At 47.0% G+C, this 22,195-nt stretch carries 23 protein-coding genes; 19 read left to right on the top strand and 4 right to left on the bottom strand.

All coding sequences use genetic code 11. The annotated features are described in order from the left end of the window. The first annotated feature begins 91 nt into the window (after window positions 1–91). A complete protein-coding gene (locus tag ACFVQB_RS13630; RefSeq protein WP_379439539.1) occupies window positions 92–499 on the top strand; it encodes a hypothetical protein in 408 nt (135 codons plus the stop codon). A gap of 98 nt (window positions 500–597) precedes the next feature. Here ACFVQB_RS13630 and ACFVQB_RS13635 read toward each other — a convergent pair whose 3' ends face one another. Beyond that, window positions 598–1,308, bottom strand: coding sequence for a GT-D fold domain-containing glycosyltransferase (locus tag ACFVQB_RS13635; RefSeq protein ID WP_379439542.1), 711 nt, complete (start codon window positions 1,306–1,308; stop codon window positions 598–600). A gap of 353 nt (window positions 1,309–1,661) precedes the next feature. Here ACFVQB_RS13635 and ACFVQB_RS13640 point away from each other — a divergent pair, with 353 nt between their 5' ends. From ACFVQB_RS13640 to ACFVQB_RS13660, 5 genes are read left to right on the top strand one after another with little or no spacing between them, the layout of a single operon-like run. After that, entirely contained in the window at window positions 1,662–2,351 is a 690-nt protein-coding gene (locus tag ACFVQB_RS13640) for a glycosyltransferase (RefSeq protein ID WP_379439545.1), read from the top strand. Between the two features lie 16 nt (window positions 2,352–2,367). Further along, entirely contained in the window at window positions 2,368–3,357 is a 990-nt protein-coding gene (locus tag ACFVQB_RS13645; protein WP_379439548.1) for a polysaccharide biosynthesis protein, read from the top strand. A 25-nt stretch (window positions 3,358–3,382) separates the two neighbouring features. Further along, window positions 3,383–4,945: a nucleotide sugar dehydrogenase gene (locus tag ACFVQB_RS13650; RefSeq protein ID WP_379439775.1), complete on the top strand. Its 1,563-nt coding sequence runs from the start codon at window positions 3,383–3,385 to the stop codon at window positions 4,943–4,945. Next, a complete protein-coding gene (locus ACFVQB_RS13655; protein ID WP_379439551.1) occupies window positions 4,932–5,678 on the top strand; it encodes a class I SAM-dependent methyltransferase in 747 nt (248 codons plus the stop codon). The genes ACFVQB_RS13650 and ACFVQB_RS13655 overlap by 14 nt, the downstream gene beginning before the upstream one ends. Window positions 5,679–5,703: 25 nt before the next feature. Then, entirely contained in the window at window positions 5,704–6,906 is a 1,203-nt protein-coding gene (locus ACFVQB_RS13660; protein WP_379439554.1) for a glycosyltransferase, read from the top strand. A 316-nt stretch (window positions 6,907–7,222) separates the two neighbouring features. Here the strand turns inward: ACFVQB_RS13660 and ACFVQB_RS13665 are convergent, their stop codons facing one another. Beyond that, the gene (locus ACFVQB_RS13665) at window positions 7,223–7,747 is read right to left on the bottom strand and encodes a DUF5412 family protein (RefSeq protein WP_379439557.1); all 525 of its coding nucleotides are present in this window, start codon (window positions 7,745–7,747) and stop codon (window positions 7,223–7,225) included. 331 nt (window positions 7,748–8,078) lie between these two features. Here ACFVQB_RS13665 and ACFVQB_RS13670 point away from each other — a divergent pair, with 331 nt between their 5' ends. From ACFVQB_RS13670 to ACFVQB_RS13705, 8 genes are all read left to right on the top strand, one after another. After that, window positions 8,079–8,933, top strand: coding sequence for an Rpn family recombination-promoting nuclease/putative transposase (locus tag ACFVQB_RS13670; protein ID WP_379439560.1), 855 nt, complete (start codon window positions 8,079–8,081; stop codon window positions 8,931–8,933). Between the two features lie 344 nt (window positions 8,934–9,277). Continuing rightward, complete coding sequence (gene recQ / locus ACFVQB_RS13675; RefSeq protein WP_379439563.1) at window positions 9,278–11,158, top strand: DNA helicase RecQ; 1,881 nt, start codon at window positions 9,278–9,280, stop codon at window positions 11,156–11,158. A 553-nt stretch (window positions 11,159–11,711) separates the two neighbouring features. Further along, window positions 11,712–13,748, top strand: coding sequence for a B12-binding domain-containing radical SAM protein (locus ACFVQB_RS13680; RefSeq protein ID WP_379439565.1), 2,037 nt, complete (start codon window positions 11,712–11,714; stop codon window positions 13,746–13,748). Window positions 13,749–14,009: 261 nt separating this feature from the next. Continuing rightward, the gene (locus ACFVQB_RS13685; RefSeq protein ID WP_379439568.1) at window positions 14,010–14,282 is read left to right on the top strand and encodes a hypothetical protein; all 273 of its coding nucleotides are present in this window, start codon (window positions 14,010–14,012) and stop codon (window positions 14,280–14,282) included. Window positions 14,283–14,381: 99 nt separating this feature from the next. Further along, window positions 14,382–14,729, top strand: a complete 348-nt coding sequence (locus tag ACFVQB_RS13690; protein WP_379439570.1) for a site-specific integrase — start codon at window positions 14,382–14,384, stop codon at window positions 14,727–14,729. After that, the gene (locus tag ACFVQB_RS13695; protein ID WP_379439573.1) at window positions 14,684–14,848 is read left to right on the top strand and encodes a tyrosine-type recombinase/integrase; all 165 of its coding nucleotides are present in this window, start codon (window positions 14,684–14,686) and stop codon (window positions 14,846–14,848) included. Before ACFVQB_RS13690 ends, ACFVQB_RS13695 begins: the two co-directional genes overlap by 46 nt. A gap of 264 nt (window positions 14,849–15,112) precedes the next feature. Further along, a complete protein-coding gene (locus tag ACFVQB_RS13700) occupies window positions 15,113–15,535 on the top strand; it encodes a GNAT family N-acetyltransferase (protein ID WP_379439576.1) in 423 nt (140 codons plus the stop codon). Between the two features lie 190 nt (window positions 15,536–15,725). Then, a complete protein-coding gene (locus ACFVQB_RS13705) occupies window positions 15,726–16,445 on the top strand; it encodes a metallophosphoesterase family protein (RefSeq protein WP_379439579.1) in 720 nt (239 codons plus the stop codon). A gap of 397 nt (window positions 16,446–16,842) precedes the next feature. Here ACFVQB_RS13705 and ACFVQB_RS13710 read toward each other — a convergent pair whose 3' ends face one another. Further along, window positions 16,843–17,268, bottom strand: a complete 426-nt coding sequence (locus tag ACFVQB_RS13710) for an exosporium protein C (protein ID WP_379439582.1) — start codon at window positions 17,266–17,268, stop codon at window positions 16,843–16,845. A 674-nt stretch (window positions 17,269–17,942) separates the two neighbouring features. Here ACFVQB_RS13710 and ACFVQB_RS13715 point away from each other — a divergent pair. Next, entirely contained in the window at window positions 17,943–18,167 is a 225-nt protein-coding gene (locus ACFVQB_RS13715) for a helix-turn-helix domain-containing protein (protein WP_379439584.1), read from the top strand. Window positions 18,168–18,706: 539 nt separating this feature from the next. Here the strand turns inward: ACFVQB_RS13715 and ACFVQB_RS13720 are convergent. Next, on the bottom strand, window positions 18,707–18,967 hold the full coding sequence (locus ACFVQB_RS13720) for a hypothetical protein (protein ID WP_379439586.1): 261 nt from the start codon (window positions 18,965–18,967) through the stop codon (window positions 18,707–18,709). A gap of 525 nt (window positions 18,968–19,492) precedes the next feature. Here ACFVQB_RS13720 and ACFVQB_RS13725 point away from each other — a divergent pair. The 4 genes from ACFVQB_RS13725 to ACFVQB_RS13740 all read left to right on the top strand — a co-directional run bounded on the left by ACFVQB_RS13725 (window position 19,493) and on the right by ACFVQB_RS13740 (window position 22,058). Next, window positions 19,493–19,696: a helix-turn-helix domain-containing protein gene (locus ACFVQB_RS13725; protein WP_379439589.1), complete on the top strand. Its 204-nt coding sequence runs from the start codon at window positions 19,493–19,495 to the stop codon at window positions 19,694–19,696. A 539-nt stretch (window positions 19,697–20,235) separates the two neighbouring features. Beyond that, window positions 20,236–20,565, top strand: a complete 330-nt coding sequence (locus ACFVQB_RS13730) for a DUF3024 domain-containing protein (RefSeq protein WP_379439592.1) — start codon at window positions 20,236–20,238, stop codon at window positions 20,563–20,565. A gap of 158 nt (window positions 20,566–20,723) precedes the next feature. Further along, window positions 20,724–21,233: a DUF6933 domain-containing protein gene (locus tag ACFVQB_RS13735; RefSeq protein ID WP_379439595.1), complete on the top strand. Its 510-nt coding sequence runs from the start codon at window positions 20,724–20,726 to the stop codon at window positions 21,231–21,233. 180 nt (window positions 21,234–21,413) lie between these two features. Then, a complete protein-coding gene (locus tag ACFVQB_RS13740) occupies window positions 21,414–22,058 on the top strand; it encodes a DUF3885 domain-containing protein (RefSeq protein WP_379439598.1) in 645 nt (214 codons plus the stop codon). Window positions 22,059–22,195 lie beyond the last annotated feature (137 nt).

A 22,195-nucleotide genomic window follows, 5' to 3' on the forward strand; every position in this document is an offset into this window, starting at 1 on the left:
AAAATAGGTGGAGAGAATCTGTTACCCATCCAATCCAAAGAGAGTCGAGATTCATAGAATAACGTATCCCATAGCATTGGAGGTGTTACTCATGGGTGTGTTTCTCGATATGAGAACTTCCATGAACTCGGGAACGGTTGGACAGCCCGGTTTGTCTCTAGGCCCATCGCCGGAAGCATTCGGCTCCATTGGTCTCCAGACCCTTGGTATCCCAAACCCCATTATCACCTTGAATGGCACGGTTGGCGTTACCGGAGAAGTGGGGGATACGTTCGTTGTTGAACTTGTACGGGGTGGTGTTTACGATCCGTTCTTTGTGATTTATCGCGCCGAAGGTACGGTAGGTCAGAACGGTGGCGCTGAATTCCACTCGTTCACTGCACAGGATCTGTCCGCACCGCCTGCACTGGAAAGTGTGTATACCTCGTTTATTTCCGGGGTGTCCACATCGGTACGGACCGGACCTGAAGTGTTTTATGGTATTGCAGCAAGCAATTAGAGTCTATTGAACACTCAAGTCTTAAGGAGAGAAGAGACAGAACAAAAATCCCGGCTCAAGGAGTCCGGGATTTTTGTTGTATTATCCACGTTTACCGATTAGTTCGCGCGGCCTTTCAAAATGATGTTGTTGGCTTTGCCGAAGTCGATGGCGACTTTGCCCGCGAGTGCTGCTGTTCGCTCGGCAAGTACAACCGCGTTCACGCCACAGGAGAAGAGCGCTACATCGAAGGTATCCCGATTGGTTTGAATCCATTGCAGTGTTTCCTGTATCTGATCCCATCCGTCGAAAGACAGCGCAGCTGTTATATCCAGATGGTATGGCTCCTGAACGAGCATGGCTCGCAGCTGCTCAATCTCCCGGGTAACAAGCAGCACCCGCTTGCCAGCAAGCATATTCCAGAAGCGGGGCACCTGCGCGAGTTCCCGATTGACACAGGCATGGCAAGTCAGTGCCGGAGCGATGCCGAAATGCGCGAACACCGTGTCGGTCAGCTGTCTTTTGAGATGCTCCGGGGCTTTGATGGTACTGTCCCCGTGTGGAAGAACGCCTACGATATTCGCCCGTTGCAGGGAAGCGGCAACCTCGTCCCGGAGCTGCAGATTGGGGAGGCGCAGTCCTTTTTGGCCCAGATTGGCCTTGATAGCCCATCGCTCCTGCAGAACCTGTTCCGTGGTCCAGACGGTTTCCTGGGACATGACGATATTCTCCCCATCGCCTACACGGACCAGAGAGAAGGGACGCTGCTGCCTCACCGCGGCTTCAAGTTGATCCAGCACACCGTCCATTTCAAGATAGATCGAATTCATTTCAGTGTAAGCCCCCCCTTTGAAAATGCAATTGCTCTATTCTATGTTGTCGCTTCGGCAAGGTATTGTGCGTTAGACCCGGAGGGCGCATCTTCGGGTGTATATCAATCTACTTTCGGGACCGGCAAGTGTTGGTCGGCTTATATAAAAGCTGATTATGCAAGAACCCGTGCAAGTGTCCGGACCGGTTCTATTATTTTTTCATACATTATAGAGTCGGCTGGATTAAAGAGTGCTTCGGTATAGCAGTTTCGGGCAGACAGAGGCATTTTTGGTGTGGAAAGAGCTGTAAAGACTATGAAAATAGTCTGACTGAATAGAAAGAAAATCACTCAAGAATGAGGAGGAAGGGTATGTCTAGAAAAGTGGTAATTGAGATTAACTTCAACAATTACGGAATGGACCCGCAGCGGTTGACAAGAGAATGGCTGGAGCGGCGGATGAGCATATTTCGCACATTCACCCTGCATTGCCTTAAGGCACAGACCAATCAGGATTTCCTGACCGTGTTGAAGCTGTCCAAGGAATCGGGAGAATTGATGCAAGAGATTTTGGCTGAGCAGGAGCCGCTGCCATCCACTATCCGTTTTGGAACAACCATCGAAAGTGTGCGAGCCATCCTGGCTTTTGCGGAGGGAGCAGAGGATATCTATATTGCCCGACTGGATTCGGATGATCTGTATCACAAGACGTTTGTTCAGCAGCTCTATGACGTGCAGCCACAGCCCGGAACGATGGCACTCATCAACCAGAATGGATACCTGTGGGACAGCGTGAATCATGAGATGGCGCCTGCGTTTCACCGTTCCCCGCAGTTCTATGTCTACCTATATAAAACGGCAGAGTACGCTGCGGGATACCGGGTGAAGCTGCCGGGCCGGGGAACACACGGCAATGTTATTGAGCTGCCGCATGAGGTGCTGGCTCCGCGCAATTACGTAAATATTGTGCATTCCAGCAATACATCCATCAAAAAAGTACCGCCCAAAGACCGGTTGAGCCGGGAAGAGATGGCTGCGGTATTACGTGAATTCATGATCTGAACAGGGGGATTCAACCATGATTCAAGGACAGACGATTCTGATCACTGGAGGAACGGGCTCCTGGGGACAAAAGCTGACCGAGGTACTGCTGGAGCAGAATCCGGCCGAGATTCGGATTCTCTCGCGTAATGAGTATGCCCAGATTGCGATGCAGCGGGATTTCGGTCATGATGCACGGTTGCGTTTTGTCATTGGAGACATTCGAGATGATCGGGCGGTGGAGGAAGCCTGTCGCGGAGTGGATGTTCTCTTTCACCTGGCTGCTCTGAAGCACGTGCCGGTATGCGAAGATCAGCCGGATGAAGCGTTCAAGACAAACGTCATCGGCACGCAAAATATTATTCGCGCTGCGATTCGCATGCAGGTTGCCAAAGTCATAGACGTGTCCACCGACAAGGCGGTAGATCCGATTAACGTTTACGGCATGACCAAGGCTCTGGGCGAAAAGATGATGATTCGTGCCAATGGGCTGAGCGAGTCCACCCGTTTTGTGTGTATTCGTGGGGGCAATGTGCTCGGAACCAGCGGCAGTGTTGTGCCCTTGTTTCGCCGTCAGATTGCTGAAGGCAAGAGCCTGACCATTACGGATAAAGGCATGACCCGCTTTTTCCTGACGCGGACGGAGGCCATTCATCTGTTGCTGAAGGCGGCTGAGGCAGCGGTGGGCGGTGAGACATTTGTCATGAAAATGAAGGCCTGCAAGATGACGGATCTGGCTTCGGTCATGCTGGAACAGGCAGGTCGTCCGGCTCACGATTACAAAGTAACCGGGATTCGTCCTGGCGAAAAATTGCATGAAGTACTCATTTCTCCATTCGAGGCACCGCGTACCTACAAATATGACGAGCAATATTATGTGATTTTGCCACAAGAACCGGACAAAAGCCTGACAGATCCGTATAGTGCTCTGCCTCGTGTGACCTTTTCCGAGTATCGTTCGGACAGCATGATGATGAACCGGTCAGCGATTGCCCAATTTTTGCGTGGAGGCGGCTTTATCGATTAATAGGAGGGAGGCGGACCGTTTGGAGGTGGAAGGAATGGTAGAGAGCAGCAAGCACGAAGGAAATAAGGAAACACAGGAACGTACCACGCTTCAACACATAAACAACCGCTCCCTGAAAGCCGCCGTCATTGGTCTTGGGTATGTTGGGTTACCCATGGCGGTGGAAATGGCGCAGGCTGGGTATCAGGTACAAGGAATTGACATCGATGGGGCGAAAGTGGCTAAGCTGCGTGCCGGGAAATCGTATGTGATCGGCATTGAGGATAAGGTTGTGCAATCCCTTGCTCAGGCTGGATTATTCATGGCAGGGACGGATTTCGCAGCAGTGGCTCAGGCCGATGTGATTGTCATCTGTGTGCCTACGCCTTTGACCGAGGAGCATCAGCCGGACATTTCATTTATCGCTGCAGCGGTGGATGGCATCACGCCTTATCTTCAGGAGGGCTGCCTTGTCATATTGGAAAGTACCACATATCCCGGCACCACCGAGGAGCGTGTGAAGCAGCCGATCGAAGCCGCGAAAGGATGGAAAGTAGGGCAGCAGTTACATGTCTGTTATTCTCCAGAGCGGGTAGATCCCGGAAGTGTGCATTACGGGGTGAAAAATACACCAAAGATCATTGGCGGCTCCACGCCGTCCTGTCTTTCGTATGGAAAAGCATTCTACGGTTCGTTCCTGAACGAGATCGTTCCCGTTAGTTCAACGACAGTGGCGGAGACGGCAAAGTTGTTCGAAAACACGTTTCGCAGCGTGAACATCGCGCTCGTGAACGAACTGACACCCGCCTGTGAGCAAATGGGCGTGAACATCTGGGAGGTGCTGGACGCTGCGGCGACCAAGCCGTTCGGTTATATGCCGTTCTATCCGGGTCCAGGTATTGGTGGACACTGCATTCCAATAGACCCGATCTATCTGTCCTGGGCTGCAGGCCGTCAGGGATCGGAGCTGCAATTCATTTCGCTTGCGGATGCGACCAACCGACAAATGCCGGAAAGAGTGGTGAAGCGTGCCGCGGAGCTGCTCGAACAGAACGGTTCGTCGATGCAGGGAGCGCGAATTGTGCTGGCGGGTATGGCGTACAAAAAAGATATCGACGATCTGCGTGAATCTCCGGCGCTGGATGTCTATAGACTGCTTCGTGAAGCAGGGGCAGATGTGGTCTTCACCGACCCGATGGTGCCTGTATTCCGCAAGGATGATGGCACGGTTGATCAGGCTCAACCCGCATCACCCGAATTATGGGCCGAGGCTGATCTGGTCATAATTACGACGGATCATACAGGCTTCGATTATCAGGAGATGGCGGATCATGCCAAACTGATCTTTGATACACGCAATGCCACAGCCGGATGTGTCGGTGGAAATATCGTGGTGCTTGGACAGCCGATTCGGCCGGAAGTGAACGTGGTGCAAGACGTTAAGGGAGTACATGAAATGCAAATTCACCAGAACATGCGAGTGTCTCAGACGGTGGATGGAGATAAGCGGGGACACACCGATCCTATCGAGGCAGACCGTGAACCACACAGTGAACCACACCTCAAACACTTGCACGAAAATTCTGGAGGCAGCCATGGCAAATCATGACCGAGTGAGCGAACGTTATTACGGCGAGATTAATTCGGAGGAATCGCACGAAGCCACACGTACCCGTGTTCACTGGATGTGCCGCGAAGCAACAGGCAAGCGAATTTTGGATGTCGGATGCAGTCAGGGCATCACTTCCATTTTGCTGGCGCGTGAAGGGTTTCGTGTTACAGGTATTGATCTGGAGGAAGAAAGTATCCGGTATGCACAGGGAGAGCTCGCCAAAGAGTCCAGACCTGTCCGAAGCAACGTAGATTTTCGGATGCTGGACATTACGCAATGGAAAGTAAAGACCACCTTTGACACCGTGCTGCTCGGAGAGGTTCTGGAGCATTTCGCCCATCCGGAGACGTTATTGATCCAAATTCATCGGCTGCTGCAAGAGGAAGGAACCCTGATTGTAACCGTCCCATACGGGTACCATCCGTTCTATGATCACAAGCAAACGTTCTATGCAGGAAATCTGGCGATGTGTCTGATGCCGTATTTTGAAGTCTTGAAGCTGGAAGTTCATCATAAATATCTATGTTGCGTGGCGCGCAGACGGCGGAAAACGCAGCTGCATATGTCGCCAACGCTGAATCAGCTGACAGAATGGATGGAGCTGGATCATGTGCATTTTGCCGAGGTGGAAAAGAATCACCTTCGCCTGATGAATCAGCGAAAGAAAGCGCTGGACAACGCGGTGGAGCAGGTTAAACGTCTGCGTCGTCAGGAGAATGGGGACGGGTAGTGGAGAAGCGTAGGATGTTAGCTGGATGAAGTTGAAGCACGAGGGTGAAGGTCAGGGTGAAGCCAGGAGGAAGGAAGACAGGAAGGGGCCGAAAAACGTGATCACCATCAGTCTGTGCATGATTGTGAAGAACGAACAACGCACGCTTGCGCGCTGTCTTGATTCGGTCGCCGGCATCGCTGACGAAATCATTATAGTAGATACCGGTTCATCCGATCGTACGATGGAGATTGCCGCGCAGTATACCGACAGGGTCTACACGTATGCGTGGAAGGATGATTTTGCCGCAGCGCGGAATTATTCATTCGACCAGGCCACTCAGGAATATATCCTGTGGCTGGATGCAGATGATGTGCTGTTGCCCGCGGAACGGGCGAAACTTGAAAGCTTGAAGCAGCAGCTGCCGTCCGGCGGTGAGACGTCGGCTGTGATCTTGAGCTATACGCTGGCCGAGGGGCCGGAGGGAAGTCCGCTTGTGACGGACCGACGGTTGCGCCTCGTCAAGCGGGAAGCGGGGTGCCGCTGGCATGGCCGGCTGCATGAGCAGTTAGGCTTACCGCCGGGCGGGGTCATTACGGCAGACATTGCCGTCACGCACCGCCGCGAAGCGGGCAATCATTCGGCGCGAAACGTGCGCATTCTGCGCAAATGGATCGCCGAAGAGGGCGCAGCCCAGGGACGCCTGCTGTTCTATTATGCAGGCGAATGTTACGACCGCCAGCGTTATGCGGCGGCGGTTCGGGTGTACACGAAGCTGCTGCTGGAGCCCAGCGGTTATCGCGAGGATCGGCTCATTGCCTGCGCGCGGCTGGCGGAATGTTATGAGCGGCTTGGCGAGCCGGGCCGGAAGCTGGGGGCGCTGCTGCAGTCATTTCAATTCGACCTGCCGCATGCCGACTTCTGCTGCGCCATTGCTGCCTGCTTCCAGGAGCGGCAGGAGCTGGTCTCCGCCATCTATTGGTATATGCAAGCGCTCGATGTCAGCAGCCGTGATCCGGGTCTGCGTCCCGTGCCTGCGGCATGTCGCACTTGGCTGCCACACGCCCGGCTCTCACTTTGTTACGCTCACATGGGCAATTGGGAGCAGGCGCTCCTGCATAACAGCAAAGCAAGAGAGTATCTGCCGGATGATCCTGGCCTGCTCGCCAATCGGCAGAAGATTGGAGTGATGCTGCGTGAAGTGATGAAGAGGCGGGAAGAGAGTGGGGATGCGCCACCTTACAAGTAAGAGGAAGCAGGGAGAAAAGCAGAAGTTGGAGATAGAGATAGAAATAGAAATAGAAATAGAAGGTCGAAGTAGATCGTTTAAGGGTGCAGAAGGGAAGTAAAAGTATGTGTATATGGAAGTGAAGTTAAATAGAAGAGGCCGAAAAGAGACTTGAAGGCGTCAGGGAGTCAGGTTTGGATTGAGTTCGTAGTTCGGTGAGTGAAGAGCATTCACAGATCGGGCGATTGTATGAGGTACAGATCGTTCAGCAGATGTGAAACAAGAGCAGCCCCGCTTGGACACGAGAGTCGGCGAGCGGGGCTGCTTATTTGTGTTTTTATTTTTCGGGTGCCAGGCACCGCACGTACTGGTCCTTCATGCGCAGGCTTCGGCATGCCCAGCCCCAGCTATCATAGATTTCATCATCAATGTTTAGCGTAATGCTATCATCGCTGTACTCGTTCCGGTTTTCGATCCGGAGTGTATTTTCATTTTCCCATTCGAGGTAGTTGGCCCCGTGATATTTAGCACGGTATATGGTTTTTACTGTGAACATGTCCGAGGCAACGATCTTCTTCACATCTACCCAGTTTGTGACTCCACCTGCCGCACCACCGTAAGGCACACCGTACATCTCGGCGACATACTCTCCATTCGGCGATGGCATCGAGTAGGCGAGTTCCCCTTGTACGGAACGATCAAACGTGGAGAAGTAAGGGCGAAGCCAAAAATACAGGAACACGGCGGTAAACAGAGCCAGAATCAATATCGAAAATGCGGTGAATATCGGGTGTCGGCGTATCCATGATTTTGGTAGTGAGATGTTTGAAGAGTCACTAGCGTGTACATGTTGTTTCAACATAAATAAAACGGCCCTCCTTTAAAGGCAGTGGGTTTGAAAGATATGTGGAAATGGATATGTAGGTATGCAAATGTCTTTTCTGTAAGCAAATCATTAATCGATAGTAACACATTGTGGATATTAATTAATAACAAATAAGTTAAAATAAACCTTAATCAAGCGAGAGCTTAATTAATTGGAGGAAGAGAGCCTTGTTAGAAAATTTAGGACTTGAAGAAGCAGTAAGATGTAGTAGTTTGGTGTGTAATGTTTAACTTGCATAAAGGTGGATGATGCTGCAATTAAGCATGCCAAGCATGGTATAATAGAAAGAAACGGAGTTGATGGTCGGATGTCTGATTTGCTCGATCCTCGGAACGATTTTGTTTTCAAGCGTATTTTTGGCAGTGAAGAAAATAAAGATGTACTGCTGGTGTTCTTGAACCGAACGTTTGCAGAATCGGGGGAACAGCCGCTGACGGAGATTGTACTCCTTAATCCGTATACCGATAAAGATGCTCCGCTGGATAAACAGTCCATATTTGATATTTGGGCGAAAACAGCTGAAGGTAAATTGATCAACATTGAGATGCAGTTGTTTAATAAATATGATATTGAAAAGCGGACTCTATACTATTGGAGTAAGCGTTATTCCAGTCAGTTGCAGGAAGGCCAAACGTACAAGGAACTGAAAAAGTGTGTCACAATCAATATTTTAAATTATTCGTTTATCGTAAATGAGCGTTATCATAATGTATTTCATCTGAGGGAAGACCATACTGGACTTGAATTGAGTGATGATCTCGAAGTTCATTTTATGGAGCTGTCCAAGCTGGATGATCAATCTGTTCCGATGGAGGGCGGGTTGATTAATTGGCTGTTATTCCTGAAAGGGGCTGACAAATCAAATTGGGAGGTGTTACAAATGAATGAACCTACATTGAAGAAAGCGATGGATACGCTGGAGTTTCTGAGTCAGGATCGGGAGGCGCGTCGTTTGTATGAAGAGCGGCAGAAGTATTTACACGATGAAGCCTCGATGATTGAATGGGCTACGGAAAAGGGAATAGAAAAAGGATTAGCGGAAGGTGGAAAAAGAAAGGCGATTGAAATAGCTAAAAATATGCTTTCATTTGGTATCGAAGTATCTGTCATTGCCAAAACGAGTGGTCTATCTGAATCTGAAGTTGAGGCGCTAAAAGATTAGCAAGTATACTTTAAATCCCAACAATCGTCTTGTCCCCAAAAGGGCAGGCGGTTGTTTTTTTAATTTGTCCTAGAATGTTCAATCACACCTGATTCTACTTGCAATCTTTCCGATCACTTAGGTGATACGGCTGTTACACATTTGCCAAAGATCGTTTTACATGAAAACGCGGTTGCTCATTCGGGTCTGGGCCGTTAAACTAAAGGGAGCGGCGTTTGCTTGACGGACAAGTCATGAGAACGCCATTTTGTTGTCAAGGATGCGGCATATGCCGCTTTCGGATGTCAGAATCGGATCGGACCAAGCTGGTGGAAGAACATCGGTGATAAGTAAGGAGTCTTTACATGAGTGTGCAAACACCTACATTAGAAGAAGCGCAGGGTCTCCTGCAAAAATATTATGGCTACCCCGACTTCCGTGAGGGACAGAAAAAGATCGTAGCCAGCTTGCTCGAACGCGAAGATACGCTGGGCATTATGCCAACCGGGGGCGGGAAGTCGATCTGTTATCAGATCCCCGCTTTGTTATATTCGGGCCTGACCCTGGTCGTTTCCCCGTTGATTTCATTAATGAAGGACCAGGTCGATGCCCTGACCACGGCCGGTATCGCAGCCGCCTATATTAATAGTACACTCAGCGGCAAAGAAGTGAATGATCGCATCCGCGCGGCGCAGCGCGGTGAGCTGAAGCTGCTCTATGTCGCGCCTGAGCGACTGGAGCTGGATTGGTTCCGCGAGGAGATGGGCTATTTGCCAATCTCCTGCGTTGCCGTGGATGAGGCCCACTGTGTGTCGCAGTGGGGGCATGATTTTCGGACAAGCTACCTGGCGGTAGCGCCGTTTGTGGACAGTTTGCCGGAGCGGCCAGTGGTGGCGGCCTTTACGGCTACAGCGACGCCCGAGGTCATGGGCGATATTCTGCGGCTGCTGCGTTTGCAGGACCCGCAGACGTATGTGACCGGACTGGGGCGGGATAATCTGGCGTTCAGCGTGCTGCGCGGCGAGAGCAAAAAGGACTTTGTCCTGAATTACGCGCGCGAGCATGCCAGCGAGCCGGGGATTGTATATGCTGCGACCCGTAAGGACGTGGACGATCTGCATCAGCGTTTGTTGCAGGCAGGCTTGCCAGCAGGACGCTACCATGCCGGGATGACGGACGATGAACGGGCCCAGAGCCAGGAAGCTTTTTTGTATGATGATATCCGGGTGATGGTGGCGACGAATGCGTTCGGGATGGGGATTGATAAGTCTAACGTGCGTTACGTGATTCATAACAGCATGCCAAAGAACATGGAGGCGTATGTACAGGAAGCCGGGCGTGCGGGACGGGACGGAGAGCCGAGCCAGTGCATTTTGTTATTCGGAGCACAGGACATTATCACCCAGAAGTTTCTGATCGAGCAGAACCCGATGGAGGGCGACCGCAAACAGAACGATTACCGGAAGCTGCAACAGATGGTGGATTACTGTTACACGACGCGCTGTCTGCGCAGTGCACAGTTGGATTATTTCGGTGAGGTGCATGAGGACAAGCCGTGCGGCATTTGCAGTTCATGCACGGACGACCGTGAGTTGGTGGATATGACGATTGATGCGCAGAAAATATTCAGCTGCATTCACCGCATGCGTGAACGGTATGGTGTGTCTCTGGTCGCTTCGGTGCTCAAAGGCTCCCGTGCCAAAAAAGTGCTCGATTACGGCTTCAACTCCCTGCCAACCTATGGTGTGATGGGCAATCGTACAGAGCGTGAGATTTCGGAGATCATCAACGTCATGGTATCCGAAGGTTATCTGATGCTGTCTGAGGGACAGTATCCGGTCGTTCGTTTACAGCCACTGGCGGTGGAAGTACTCAAAGGCCAACGTGAAGTGATGCAGCGTGTGGTCCGCAAGACAGCGGCAACCGCTTCGGGTACGAACTACGGCGGACGTCGCGGACGCGATGCGATGCCATCTGCGGTTAACGAGACGGTATTTGAGCAACTGCGTCTGATCCGTCGTGATCTGGCGGCGAAAGAGCATGTGCCGTCGTACATTATTTTCAATGACGCGACATTGCGCGAGATGAGTGTGGTATGTCCACAGACAGAACGTGACATGCTGGATATTAAAGGGGTCGGTGAGGTCAAGTACCGCAAGTACGGTCTGCCGTTCCTGGAGTTTTTCCAGAAGCAAACGGGCGAAGAAGTGGATACGGATGATGACGCCTTTTATGAGTACGAGTGAGTGTGAGTGTGAGCTGTTAGATTAGAGCTTTTGAATATTTGAAGTTCATGTGCGTAAAGCTTAATAGTTTGAAAAGATGAGATATACGCATTAGTGAGAGTTCGATGGTTTGTTCATGATACGGCGAAAGCGTTCGGCACAGGTTCGAGGCTCAAGGCAGTAAGCTGGTGGATTGTGAATTGTGGATGGAACGCGAATGAGGTCTTTTACAAGTTGAAGTTGGATATGGCGTCTCTGTGTTGTGGACAAAAGGCGGCGAATTGTCTTTCAAAGGGTGGACATTGGCGTTAGTAATGGCCGACAGTATCGTATACAGTATGTAGTTTTGTTAAATGGATTTTATACTGTATGTTGTGGTTTGGGCTTGGAGGAGTGTATATGTCTTTTTGAAAAGAGTGTCCACTCTTTGAAAGACAAAAGTTGGATATGTCCATGAGAAGTGGAATGGCTATCAAAAGAGGTTTAGATGAACAGCATCCGGGGCAGGATGGCTGCGCAGCTTTCCTTTTACCAAAAAAATATGGTCTGGGTGTCCAGGCAAAGGTTGTGAAACATGAAAGTTATTCTTTCTACATTAAATGCAAAGTACATCCATACCTCTTTGGCCTTGCGGTGTCTGAAGGCGTACAGTGAGAAGGATTTTGATATTGACCTGGCCGAGTATACGATCAAGGACCCGGTGATGAATATTGTGTCTGATCTGTACCAGCGCGGCGCGGACGTGATTGGGTTCTCATGTTATATCTGGAACATCGAAGAGACGATCAAGGTGATTGACAATCTGAAAAAGGTTATGCCTGACGTGAAAATTCTGCTGGGCGGGCCGGAAGTGTCCTACGACACGGAATATTGGATGAACCGGATTCCCAATGTCGATTTCATCGTGATGGGTGAAGGGGAAGAGACGCTGCATCAGCTTTTGACGGAGCTGGAGGGGGACAAGAAGTTCCATTTTGTGTATGGACTGGCGTATCGCAAAGGGGAAGAAGTCATTCTCATGCCAGGACGACCGAAGGCGGATCTGAACGATCTGCCGTCACCGCACCGTTTTGAAGAGGATATCCCGGAGCTCGGGAAACGGGTTGTTTATTTTGAGACCAGCCGTGGTTGCCCATTCAGCTGTCAGTTCTGTCTGTCCAGTATTGAGGTCGGCGTGCGATATTACGATATTGAGCGAACAAAGTCGGACATTCTGTACCTGATCGAGAAGGGCGCAAAGCTGATCAAGTTTGTGGATCGGACATTCAACATCAAGCGGGATTATGCGCTCGAAATGTTCAAATTCCTGATCGAGAATCATCAGGGGACGGTGTTCCAGTTTGAAATTACGGCTGATATCATGCGTCCGGAAGTATTGGACTATCTGGCAGAGAACGCTCCACCGGGCACATTCCGGTTCGAGATTGGGGTTCAGTCCACGAATGATCCAACGAATGAACTGGTGAAACGCCGCCAGAACTTTACCAAGCTGAGCCGTACCGTGAATAAAGTCAAAGCCAGCGGCAAAATCGACCAGCATCTGGATCTCATCGCCGGACTGCCGGAGGAAGATTACAATACGTTCCGTAAGACGTTTAACGATGTGTTTGCACTGGGGCCGGAAGAGCTTCAGCTCGGATTCCTTAAAATGCTACGTGGTACGGGGCTTCGTCTGGATGCGGAGAAGTACAATTACACGTATATGGATCACGCGCCATATGAGATTCTGGGCAGTGATGTACTGCCGTTCAGCGATATCGTGCGTCTGAAGCGGCTGGAGGATGTGCTGGAGAAATACTGGAACGCACATCGGATGGACCATACGCTGAAGTATCTGATGGAGCAGGAGTTCAACTCGCCGTTTGACTTCTTCCAGGCGTTCGGGGATTACTGGGAGGGTCAGGGCTGGCAGAAGATCGGTCATCAATTGGAGGATCTGTTCACTCGTCTGCACAGCTTCCTGGAGTCGCGCAACACACCGCACATGGATGTTGTGCTCGGCCTGATGAAGCTGGATTATTTCCTCGGCCACAAGTACAAACCGCGCAAAATCTGGTGGGAAGATCCGCTCCAGAAAGACCAGTGGGCAGGTTATATGAAAACGCTGGCTGAGCGTCCGGAAGACGTTCGCCTGCCGCGCATTGCCGGTGCCTCAGGCACGGCATGGTTGGAAAGCAGCGGCACGAGTGCGACTGCCGCTGGTGTAGATTTGGCTGCTGCCGGGGAAGACTCTGCCGCGGATGCGGCGGGTGTGATCGGCAGCAATAGTGCGGCGTCGCTCGCTGTGGGCGACGCAACAGGGTCCGCCGCGGATGGATCGGCGGACGGGGTGGACGGCAACGCTTCGCGTGCGTTGCCGATGACCTCGGCCATGACCGCGCAGACGGTCATGGGTGCCCGTGCTTTCGCCGACCTCGGTCTCGGCGAAAAGGAACTGCAGAAGCACACCGTATTGGATGTGCTTCCGTTCCGGCTTGAGCGGGTGCTTGCTGGCGCCAGCCCGCTTGCCGCGAAAGGCCGGACGCTGCTGGTCGTTGTGTACCAGCAGCATGAAGGGCAGCAGGCGCAGTATTACACGCTGCCGCTGGGAGAAGAAGCCGCTGCCATGTAGGTGCAGCGGCCTGAGGAGAGCACCGCGATCATTGACGCGGGGCAACCCCCATGAGGTGCTGCCCAATCGGGTGCAGCACCTCACTCTTACGCGGCTTGCCATTGCACAAGCCGCGCCAAGCCTTACCTTTTACAACATCATATTTCCGAAAGCATCGGAAGGTCATCGGATTCCTGTACGGGATGAAGAATGGTCTTCCTTTTTTGTTTTTTTCAAATTCCTCAGAATCACATGTCCAATTCAGTCAAAGGAGAGTTTCATATGAATTATAAGGCTCGAACGGAAGAAACAATCATCATAACTAAAGGTTCAGCCGACTTATTGTGTATTCAAATTCCCTATAACGCTGAACATATTCAGCGCATTCGCCAGATAACGGGTAGACGGTGGGAGCCCCATACGAAACGGTGGATCATCCCTTACACGATTGCAACGATCCAGAAAGTTACGAACCTTTTTGATGCATTACATGTGAAGATTGCCCCCGGATACAGTCGCAAAACCATTAAAGCATACTGTAGTCAGATTGAATGATTTCTGGTTAGTCTTCCTCAATTACATACAGAAATCAGCACATCCAATGTTCAGGCATATTGTTTGAGTTTGCTTGAGCGAGGAGTTTCCCATTCCAGTGTGAATCAGACGATTAGTGCGATCCGGTTCTATTGTAAACATGTGCTTCATCATCCTGCCGAGAATCAATATATACGTCCCAAAAAACAGACCAAGCTGCCCAACGTCATGTCTGAAAAAGAAGTCGCTCAATTGCTTAAATCCGTAACTAATCTCAAGCATAAGACAATTCTGTTTCTCACCTATTCTGCTGGGCTTTGTGTAGGCGAAGTCGTTCGTCTACGATATAGCGATCTGGATATTGATCGTCAGACACTTATCCTCCGGGACAATCTTCGGATCGGCATCTTACCGAGCGTAGCGTGCAAAAGGTTCTTGAAGAAGCTAGACAACGCGCAGGCATTGTGAAAAAGTTTAGTATTCATGCTTTGAGGCACTCTTTCGCTACTCATTTGCTGGAAAACGGAACAGACCTGCGCTATATTCAGGAGCTACTTGGTCATACGAGTGCAAGAACAACGCAGTGATATACGCATGTTAGTACGAAAAGTATTCAGCGTATTCAGAGCCCATTGGATCGTATGGACATGGGAGATTGAGCATCCCAATAATTCTCCCTTATTCACCAAATTTTTCTTCGCAAATATCAACGCATAGGTTATCATATACGTAGTTCAGATATCAGGCAGGATGTGTGATATTTACGAAGTACGTAGATTAAATGTTATCAGAAATCATGCTAAGTGTTAGCCAAGAAGATATTCAATGAGAGTGAAATAGGAGGATCTACAATGAAGATTGATTTTGCGATTGAATCAGATTATGAGTATATCTCGTTAAGAGACAAGCACATACATAAGACACTTATAAAAACAAAAATAAAAGAAAATGAAATTCTAATAATTAGAGAATCCAATCAAGAAATAGGTTGGATGAGATACGGATTTTTTTGGGACAACACACCATTTATGAATATGATATGGATAGATGAGGGGTATAGAGGAACAGGTATTGGTAAAAAAGTTGTCCACTATTGGGAAGAATTGATGAAACAAAAAGGATTTGAAATGGTTATGACCTCAACACTTTCAAATGAAGAAGCTCAACATTTTTATAGAAAGCTTGGATATAGAGATGCTGGATGTTTAATGCTTGAGAATGAACCTCTGGAAATAATACTGACAAAGGAGTTAACAAAAATTTACATTGAGTAAATCAAGGAAGGCACTGACATCTGATAACATAATATTCAAGCATCGGCTCCTTACGGAGCCTTGGTCTGCTGGGAAGGATTTCGAGGAGGCATTTCAGCAGACACATCCGACTGGCGTCGGACGTCATGAACCCTAATCGTTATGCGAAATCCCCCAAGAGCTTAAAAACAATTATAGTATAGGAGATTCTATGAAGCGAACAATTATGATTAGCGATATTCATGGATGTATCGATCAATTAGATCAGATGTTGCATCTTATCAAATACAATTCGATAGATGATCAGTTAATTTTGCTTGGTGATTATGTAGATAGAGGGCCTAATAGTAAAGCAGTAGTTGATAAAGTAATCGAATTAGTAAGTAAGCATAATGCCATTGCTTTACGAGGCAATCATGACCAACGATTGGTTGATTTAATAAATATTGATAGCGCATTGATTAGATCTAAATTTATTGAACATGGGGGAATGCAAACTCTCCAAAGTTATTGTGATATTGATAACATTAATAACGAAATATCTAATGAGATATTGAACCAGGCGAAGGATACAATTAAGACTTTTTTTGGTCACCACATAGACTTTTTAAGTGAATTACCTTTATATCACGAAGATCATGATCACATTTATGTTCATGCGGGATTGAATCCCAATTTTATAGATTGGAAGAACCAGCCAGAACATGATTTTATGTATATTAAGGATGAATTCATTCGACACACTTTTGAGGATCTAAACAAAAGAGTTATTTTTGGACATACAAGAACTATTGATATCCATGGCACATCAGATATTTGGTTTAGTAAAGACAAGATAGGAATTGATGGCGGATGTGCATATGGAATGCAGTTGAATTGTTTAATTTTTCAAGAAGGATTGTATATAACGGAACAGATAAAGAACTGTTGAAAATTAATGCAGGAAGCGGGGGACATCACCTAACATCATATCCACGCATCGGAGCCTGACGGTTCCTCGGTCCGCGAGAAGCGATTGGCAGGGAAGCAGATTCAGCGGACACATCCGCACCGACTAACCGCATCGCGGCCGCTCCCGTTGGTGCTTAAGTCCGTGGGGCGTCGTGGATACAGGAACGTTATAGGAAATCAGCGCAAGAAATTAATTGATGAATTAATCGAACGGGTAGTTATGCTTAGTGGAAATAAGCAAAAGCAGCCCATCCTCTGACGAGGAACGAGCTGCTTATTACTTTTTTATCTCTTTTTCCATCTTGGAGTACCTACTCCTCAAAAAATGAGGTTTTTACAGGGCTATCATTCAAGTACTGAAAATTGCAAATATGGTATTAGGTTCTCGTTTTAACGGCTAACCCACTAAACGATATAGGCCCAACAACATCGGCTCTTGTATTTGCAGTAAGGTTTTCTGCTGTGACTGTGTAAACATGGGCACCGGCTATTACATTTCTATCTTCTGCCTGGAACGTAACTGCATAATTTTGTTCAGAACCAGCAGATTCGATACCTTGTTGGGTGTTGAAAATCTCTCTTCCATCGCGGAAGATTCTAAAGAGTATTTGCGCAATGCCAGTGACACCTCGAACACCCACAGTTGCTACTAGGTCTACCCGATTAGGTTGGGAATTGACCGGAATACGTAAAGTGATTGTTGCAAGGCGAGATCTTGCTGGTGAACGTCGGATAATAAATGAGTTTGCTAAGTTGAATCTACTGCGCGGCTGTACGGCAGCTTTATCGAGAATACGTACCAAATCATCAACTCCTCTTGTTTGATATCTCCAAGATATGTTGGACAAAAAGAGAATGATTGGGCGATTATGTAAGATGTTTTGATTTGAATCAAATGAATTATGAACAATGGTGAAGAGAAAATTACAGGTGGTGGTGAATAATTGTAAGGGGACGTACAAGAAATCCTAACCTACTACGTATTTCATAACTGTAACGTTACTAAAAAAATATTCTCCACCAAGAGCGCCTCAGCAGACATAGAATGACGTTAACGGGAAACGATAGTTAAAAAAATGATTTTGTATTTCGAAGAAGGCGCTGACATCCTATAACATAATATTCGCGCTGTGGCCGTTGGCCCTTGATCTGCCAAGAGTTTTTTCGAAGAAGAGGAGTCAGGCAGATACATCCATTCCCCTAAGATAGGAACTATCTAAGGGAAATGGACGTCGCGAATACGAGAACGTTATACGACAAAGAGGATCATATGATCCTCTAAATACTAGAATTTTGCAATTCACTAAAGAGTTGTAGAGCGTCTTCATATAGAAAAACTGTATGTTGAAGTTGATCAGGTAAAGCATCACGAAGCGTTCTAAAATATTGATCCGTCTCCGAAGAAAGCTGACTGTACTCCGTATTATACTCCAGAAGTCTGGTATGAGAGATAAGATAGAATTATGGAGGGGAAAAGATGACCGTAATCAAGTGCAATATAAGAGAACTCATGGCAGAACATCGAATAGATGATATAACAGAATTGATGGCGAAATCCGGGTTAAGTCGGAATTCAATCAATAAACTGTATAGGGAAACGAATATAGAAACAACAAAGCTTGAAACCTTATTCAAGTTATGTGATACATTTAACTGCAAATTATCTGATTTGATTGAATATGTACCAGAAGAAAAGCAATAGTGAAGGCAGATTCGAGAAGCGATTCCGTCGTATAACATAATATTCAAGCTGCGTCTCCTTCGGAGTCTTGGTCTGCCAGATGGATTTCAGGGAAGCATTTCAGCAGACAACCCCTCCGGGGTTCATGAATACAGAATGTTATACGCAAGTTCGTTAAACCTTTATGAAATAACTAATTTCTCGAAATCTATTTTTAAACCATATTTATAAAGAAAGTCGACACCCAATATTGCATCGAAGCCATATGGTTCTTTGGTAAGTCCTAGTTGGATAGTAAAATCTTTAAGCACAATGCTATCAATAGAGAGATCTGAGACAATCTGCTGATAACATAATTTCACTTGAGCCGCCTACTCCATACATCCGTACCGATTTTCCGTTGATAAAGTCTATATCTATGCCAATTGGTTCAACAAGATCAGTATCAAAAATAGTTGTGGAGCATCCGGTATCCAGAAGGACATTATTCAGAAGAGTTGATTTAATCTTGTAAGATAGAGGGAGAGAAACAATAGGCAAACCATTTACAAGATAGATTTTCATTGAAGGCCTCTAATCCCGGTAAAGGGTTGCTCGATGACTTCAATACATTCATTTCCGGTGTAAAAGACATAGAGTTCTCTAGTTGGTTCTGACAAATGAAGTTTCTTATATGAGGCCCATGCACGCTTAGGGTCGTCATAATCAGAAACAACTGACATTTCTTCAATCGTTCTTATATGGTTATTTGATTGAGTGGCAAGAGCTTCAACTAGAACCCAACGATTAGGGTAGATTTCACGGATATGACTCCATTTCATACATGAACACCTCCGAAAAGACTTATATTTTCATTGTACAACCCCATTTTGAAACATTCAATGATAGTGAGTTCGAAGGAGAACGAACCAGCGTATAACACCGTTTTCCTGCTGCGTCGCGTTCGCTCCTAGGTCTGCCAGAGGATCTTCGATGAGGATAATCAGGCAGACAACCCTGCGAGGCTAAGTGGCGGAGCCACCAAAGCTAAAATAAATAATTGAAGTGCGTAAGAACAGGTTAGTAAGCAAACTCGAAGGAGCATTTCCATCATACAGCATATTCAAGCAGCGGCTCCGTTGGAGCTTCTGCGGGTTGGATATCGAAGAGGAATTTCAGCAGACAATCCCCTTACAGAGTTCATGAATACAGGAACGTTATACAACAGACTCAAATTAAAAGAGAGCCGTGTGACTCTCAATTAGATGATATATTTAATTCATTATGTAATTGAAGAGCATCCTTTAAAGGAAATATACTTTCATATAATTAAAGAAAAATTCAATTCCGATATGAAGGGATACCAGATGATAAGTTATAAACCATTTCAAAAATTATTGATTGACAGGGAGATTAAGAAACAAGATTTATTAAAAATGACGGGGATTTCATCGGCAACGATGGCAAAGCTCAATACGAATGAGTATGTATCGTTAGAGGTAATTGATAAATTATGTACGGCATTGGGATGCCAGCCTGGAGATCTTTTGGAACATGTAACAGAACAATGAAAGACTAGAACATAAAGAGGATGTTGGTTAACTCAAAGATGTGATTCCGTTGTATAACATAATATTCAATCAGCGACCTCGGGGAGAGCACCGCGATCATTGACGCGGTGCATCCCCCGTGAGGTGCTGCGCCTATGGGACGCAGCAGCGTAACACAAGCTGCATGGCCGAATGGCATCATGCAGCAGGAGGAAGCGCCACGACGATGAGGTCGTGGTGCTTTTTTTGCGTGCATCACACAGCGCAGCAATGGTGGATGCACGCAAGTTTTTGCATCACGGCGCAGCAATCGTGATGCACCAAGTGTTTCCATCACGGAAGTGTGCTCGTGATGGAGCATGAGCACCGCGCTAATGCACGTGGTGCAACCCCGTGAGGGTGCTGCTGCCCTATTGGGCGCAGCACCTCACTCTCACGCGGCTTGCCATTGCACAAGTCGCGCTCCGTTTTACCTTTCACAAGTAAAGCATCATTTAAATCTAAGAAAACAACATGATATAATCAAAGCAAAACGGATCAAGGCAGGAGAGCTAGAGAATATGGATGATTTTACGAAGAAACGCATTCAAAGGATTATGGACCATTACACCGAAAATGCAGTACCCGAGCATGTGAAAAGTCAGATAAAGATTAGTTATAAAATCAGAGGAAACCATGTGACGTTGATTGAAGAAAGACAAGCTTTTCAAAGCGATCGATGGGTACAGATGCCGGTAGCACAGTTCAGATCGGATGAGAAGGCATGGAAAGTGTATTGGCAGGACAGTAAAGGCAAGTGGCATTTCATCGATGATATCGAACCGAACGAAGATTTTGAAACACAGCTCAAGATCGTGGACGAAGGTCATAACGGGATGTTCTGGGGTTAATTTTTCAAAAAAAGCGTTGGAGGTTTGAGTAAAATGAAGGTGAATTTACAAGTAATCATTTTCAAGGTCAGTGTTACAGAGAGATCGCAATCGAGTGGTGTGAAACGGAAGGAATAGCGTACGAAGAGTAATAAAGCGAGAGCGAAGGGGAGTCGTGCATGATTATTTTCAAAGCAACCCAATTAACATTAAAAGATATGAATGTCAAACCGGAAACCATTGAAGAGACGGATTCCTTCTTTAGTTGGCATGTAAACTTTTTTACGCTGTATGGAAGAAAACACTATGTGTTTATGAATGATTTGTCCAGATTAAGCTTAACGGTCAATGGGATTAGAGCGAATCAGGCGAGTAAACTGGCAGGAATCTTTAAAGAGAATTTAGAGGCTTATTTGGCTGTTGAGGAAATTTCTGATCACTTGGCGAACTATTATTTGGAAAAATGTAACGAAAAGACGATAACCAAAACGGATAGTCGGAGTGTTATAAGTACAATGAATGACATCATGCTTATAATGAAGACGCTTGAAGTTGAAAACAATGATTTTAGAGATAAAGATGTACGGCACAAGTGGAATAATAGATCCATTTACAAGCCCATCGACTATAAAGAACCCATTGATGTATTCGTTAAAGAGCTTCAAGCAAGGTATGAAATGGAGAGATAGAGGATCAATCAGATGAGCGTCGACCAGTAAAATGGTGAACATGAACTTAATTCTGCCAGGAGATATGCTTGTAGAGAGATGCAATAGGTTGCAATCCGTAAATCTGATTTCAGGATAATACGAGTTTTAAGGTGATTTTTTTATTTCTTCATAGATCACGGCATTAATGGAGGCCACAGAATGGACCTGAAGACATACATGGCAGAGCATTTTCCAAATCTGACCTTAGAACCGCCTCTTTTCTATGATTGGGATGTTGCGATACGATTCGAACTTGGCAATCCTCTGATGTTTGGAATAAATAAGGAGCATTACATGGAACGAGTTTATTATCGATCGCTTGAATTATTTAAGGCTCTTCATGATCAAGAAGATGAAGTCATATTAATAACTCAAGCATATTTTGCAGATAAGCCTAAACACAAAGTGAAGAAGTTGAACCTGTACAGGAAGTATATCAAGAAGAAAGGGCCGATTAGAGCCTTGAGCCTTGAGATACTTCCAGGTTTGGATTGTGAACCGGCTGAACTCCCAGATCCAAGGAACAACATGTATAGGTACTGGACTAAATGTAGAATTGAGGACTTAAAATATAGTCAGTTAATCAAGGTTATATGTAATCATGATGTTGGAATAAAGCCAATGATTTATCATAGGGTATATTTCATTAATATAAGTAAGAAAACGATATTTCATATCTATGATGATAGAGGTTGCGATGTTATTTCAGCATCAAGAGAAGCGCTAACGGATATCTATAAAGAATATAACGATTGGATTCTAGATTATGATCGAGAACGAATTAACAACGTGTTTCTGGGATAGTGCGGAGTATTGGTCTACGTGGTGGATTGTGGTGAGTCATTTTCAGTAAACAAATCAGTCCAGGTCATGTTTAATTGACGCCATAATATTACAATATTATGATATGATCATTGCTAAACATAAATTTTGGCTCCAAA

It is taken from the genome of Paenibacillus sp. NPDC057886 (genome assembly GCF_042796655.1).
Classification (GTDB): Bacteria; Bacillota; Bacilli; order Paenibacillales; family Paenibacillaceae; genus Paenibacillus.

Bases quoted from the DNA above. Each gene is read 5' to 3' on its own strand.
- ACFVQB_RS13630 (WP_379439539.1), top strand. From the start codon at position 92: ATGGGTGTGTTTCTCGATATGAGAACTTCCATGAACTCGGGAACGGTT.
- ACFVQB_RS13635 (WP_379439542.1), bottom strand. From the start codon at position 1,308: ATGAATTCGATCTATCTTGAAATGGACGGTGTGCTGGATCAACTTGAA.
- ACFVQB_RS13640 (WP_379439545.1), top strand. From the start codon at position 1,662: ATGTCTAGAAAAGTGGTAATTGAGATTAACTTCAACAATTACGGAATG.
- ACFVQB_RS13645 (WP_379439548.1), top strand. From the start codon at position 2,368: ATGATTCAAGGACAGACGATTCTGATCACTGGAGGAACGGGCTCCTGG.
- ACFVQB_RS13655 (WP_379439551.1), top strand. From the start codon at position 4,932: ATGGCAAATCATGACCGAGTGAGCGAACGTTATTACGGCGAGATTAAT.
- ACFVQB_RS13660 (WP_379439554.1), top strand. From the start codon at position 5,704: ATGAAGTTGAAGCACGAGGGTGAAGGTCAGGGTGAAGCCAGGAGGAAG.
- ACFVQB_RS13665 (WP_379439557.1), bottom strand. From the start codon at position 7,747: ATGTTGAAACAACATGTACACGCTAGTGACTCTTCAAACATCTCACTA.
- ACFVQB_RS13670 (WP_379439560.1), top strand. From the start codon at position 8,079: ATGTCTGATTTGCTCGATCCTCGGAACGATTTTGTTTTCAAGCGTATT.
- recQ (WP_379439563.1), top strand. From the start codon at position 9,278: ATGAGTGTGCAAACACCTACATTAGAAGAAGCGCAGGGTCTCCTGCAA.
- ACFVQB_RS13680 (WP_379439565.1), top strand. From the start codon at position 11,712: ATGAAAGTTATTCTTTCTACATTAAATGCAAAGTACATCCATACCTCT.
- ACFVQB_RS13685 (WP_379439568.1), top strand. From the start codon at position 14,010: ATGAATTATAAGGCTCGAACGGAAGAAACAATCATCATAACTAAAGGT.
- ACFVQB_RS13700 (WP_379439576.1), top strand. From the start codon at position 15,113: ATGAAGATTGATTTTGCGATTGAATCAGATTATGAGTATATCTCGTTA.
- ACFVQB_RS13705 (WP_379439579.1), top strand. From the start codon at position 15,726: ATGAAGCGAACAATTATGATTAGCGATATTCATGGATGTATCGATCAA.
- ACFVQB_RS13715 (WP_379439584.1), top strand. From the start codon at position 17,943: ATGACCGTAATCAAGTGCAATATAAGAGAACTCATGGCAGAACATCGA.
- ACFVQB_RS13720 (WP_379439586.1), bottom strand. From the start codon at position 18,967: ATGAAATGGAGTCATATCCGTGAAATCTACCCTAATCGTTGGGTTCTA.
- ACFVQB_RS13725 (WP_379439589.1), top strand. From the start codon at position 19,493: ATGATAAGTTATAAACCATTTCAAAAATTATTGATTGACAGGGAGATT.
- ACFVQB_RS13730 (WP_379439592.1), top strand. From the start codon at position 20,236: ATGGATGATTTTACGAAGAAACGCATTCAAAGGATTATGGACCATTAC.
- ACFVQB_RS13735 (WP_379439595.1), top strand. From the start codon at position 20,724: ATGATTATTTTCAAAGCAACCCAATTAACATTAAAAGATATGAATGTC.
- ACFVQB_RS13740 (WP_379439598.1), top strand. From the start codon at position 21,414: ATGGACCTGAAGACATACATGGCAGAGCATTTTCCAAATCTGACCTTA.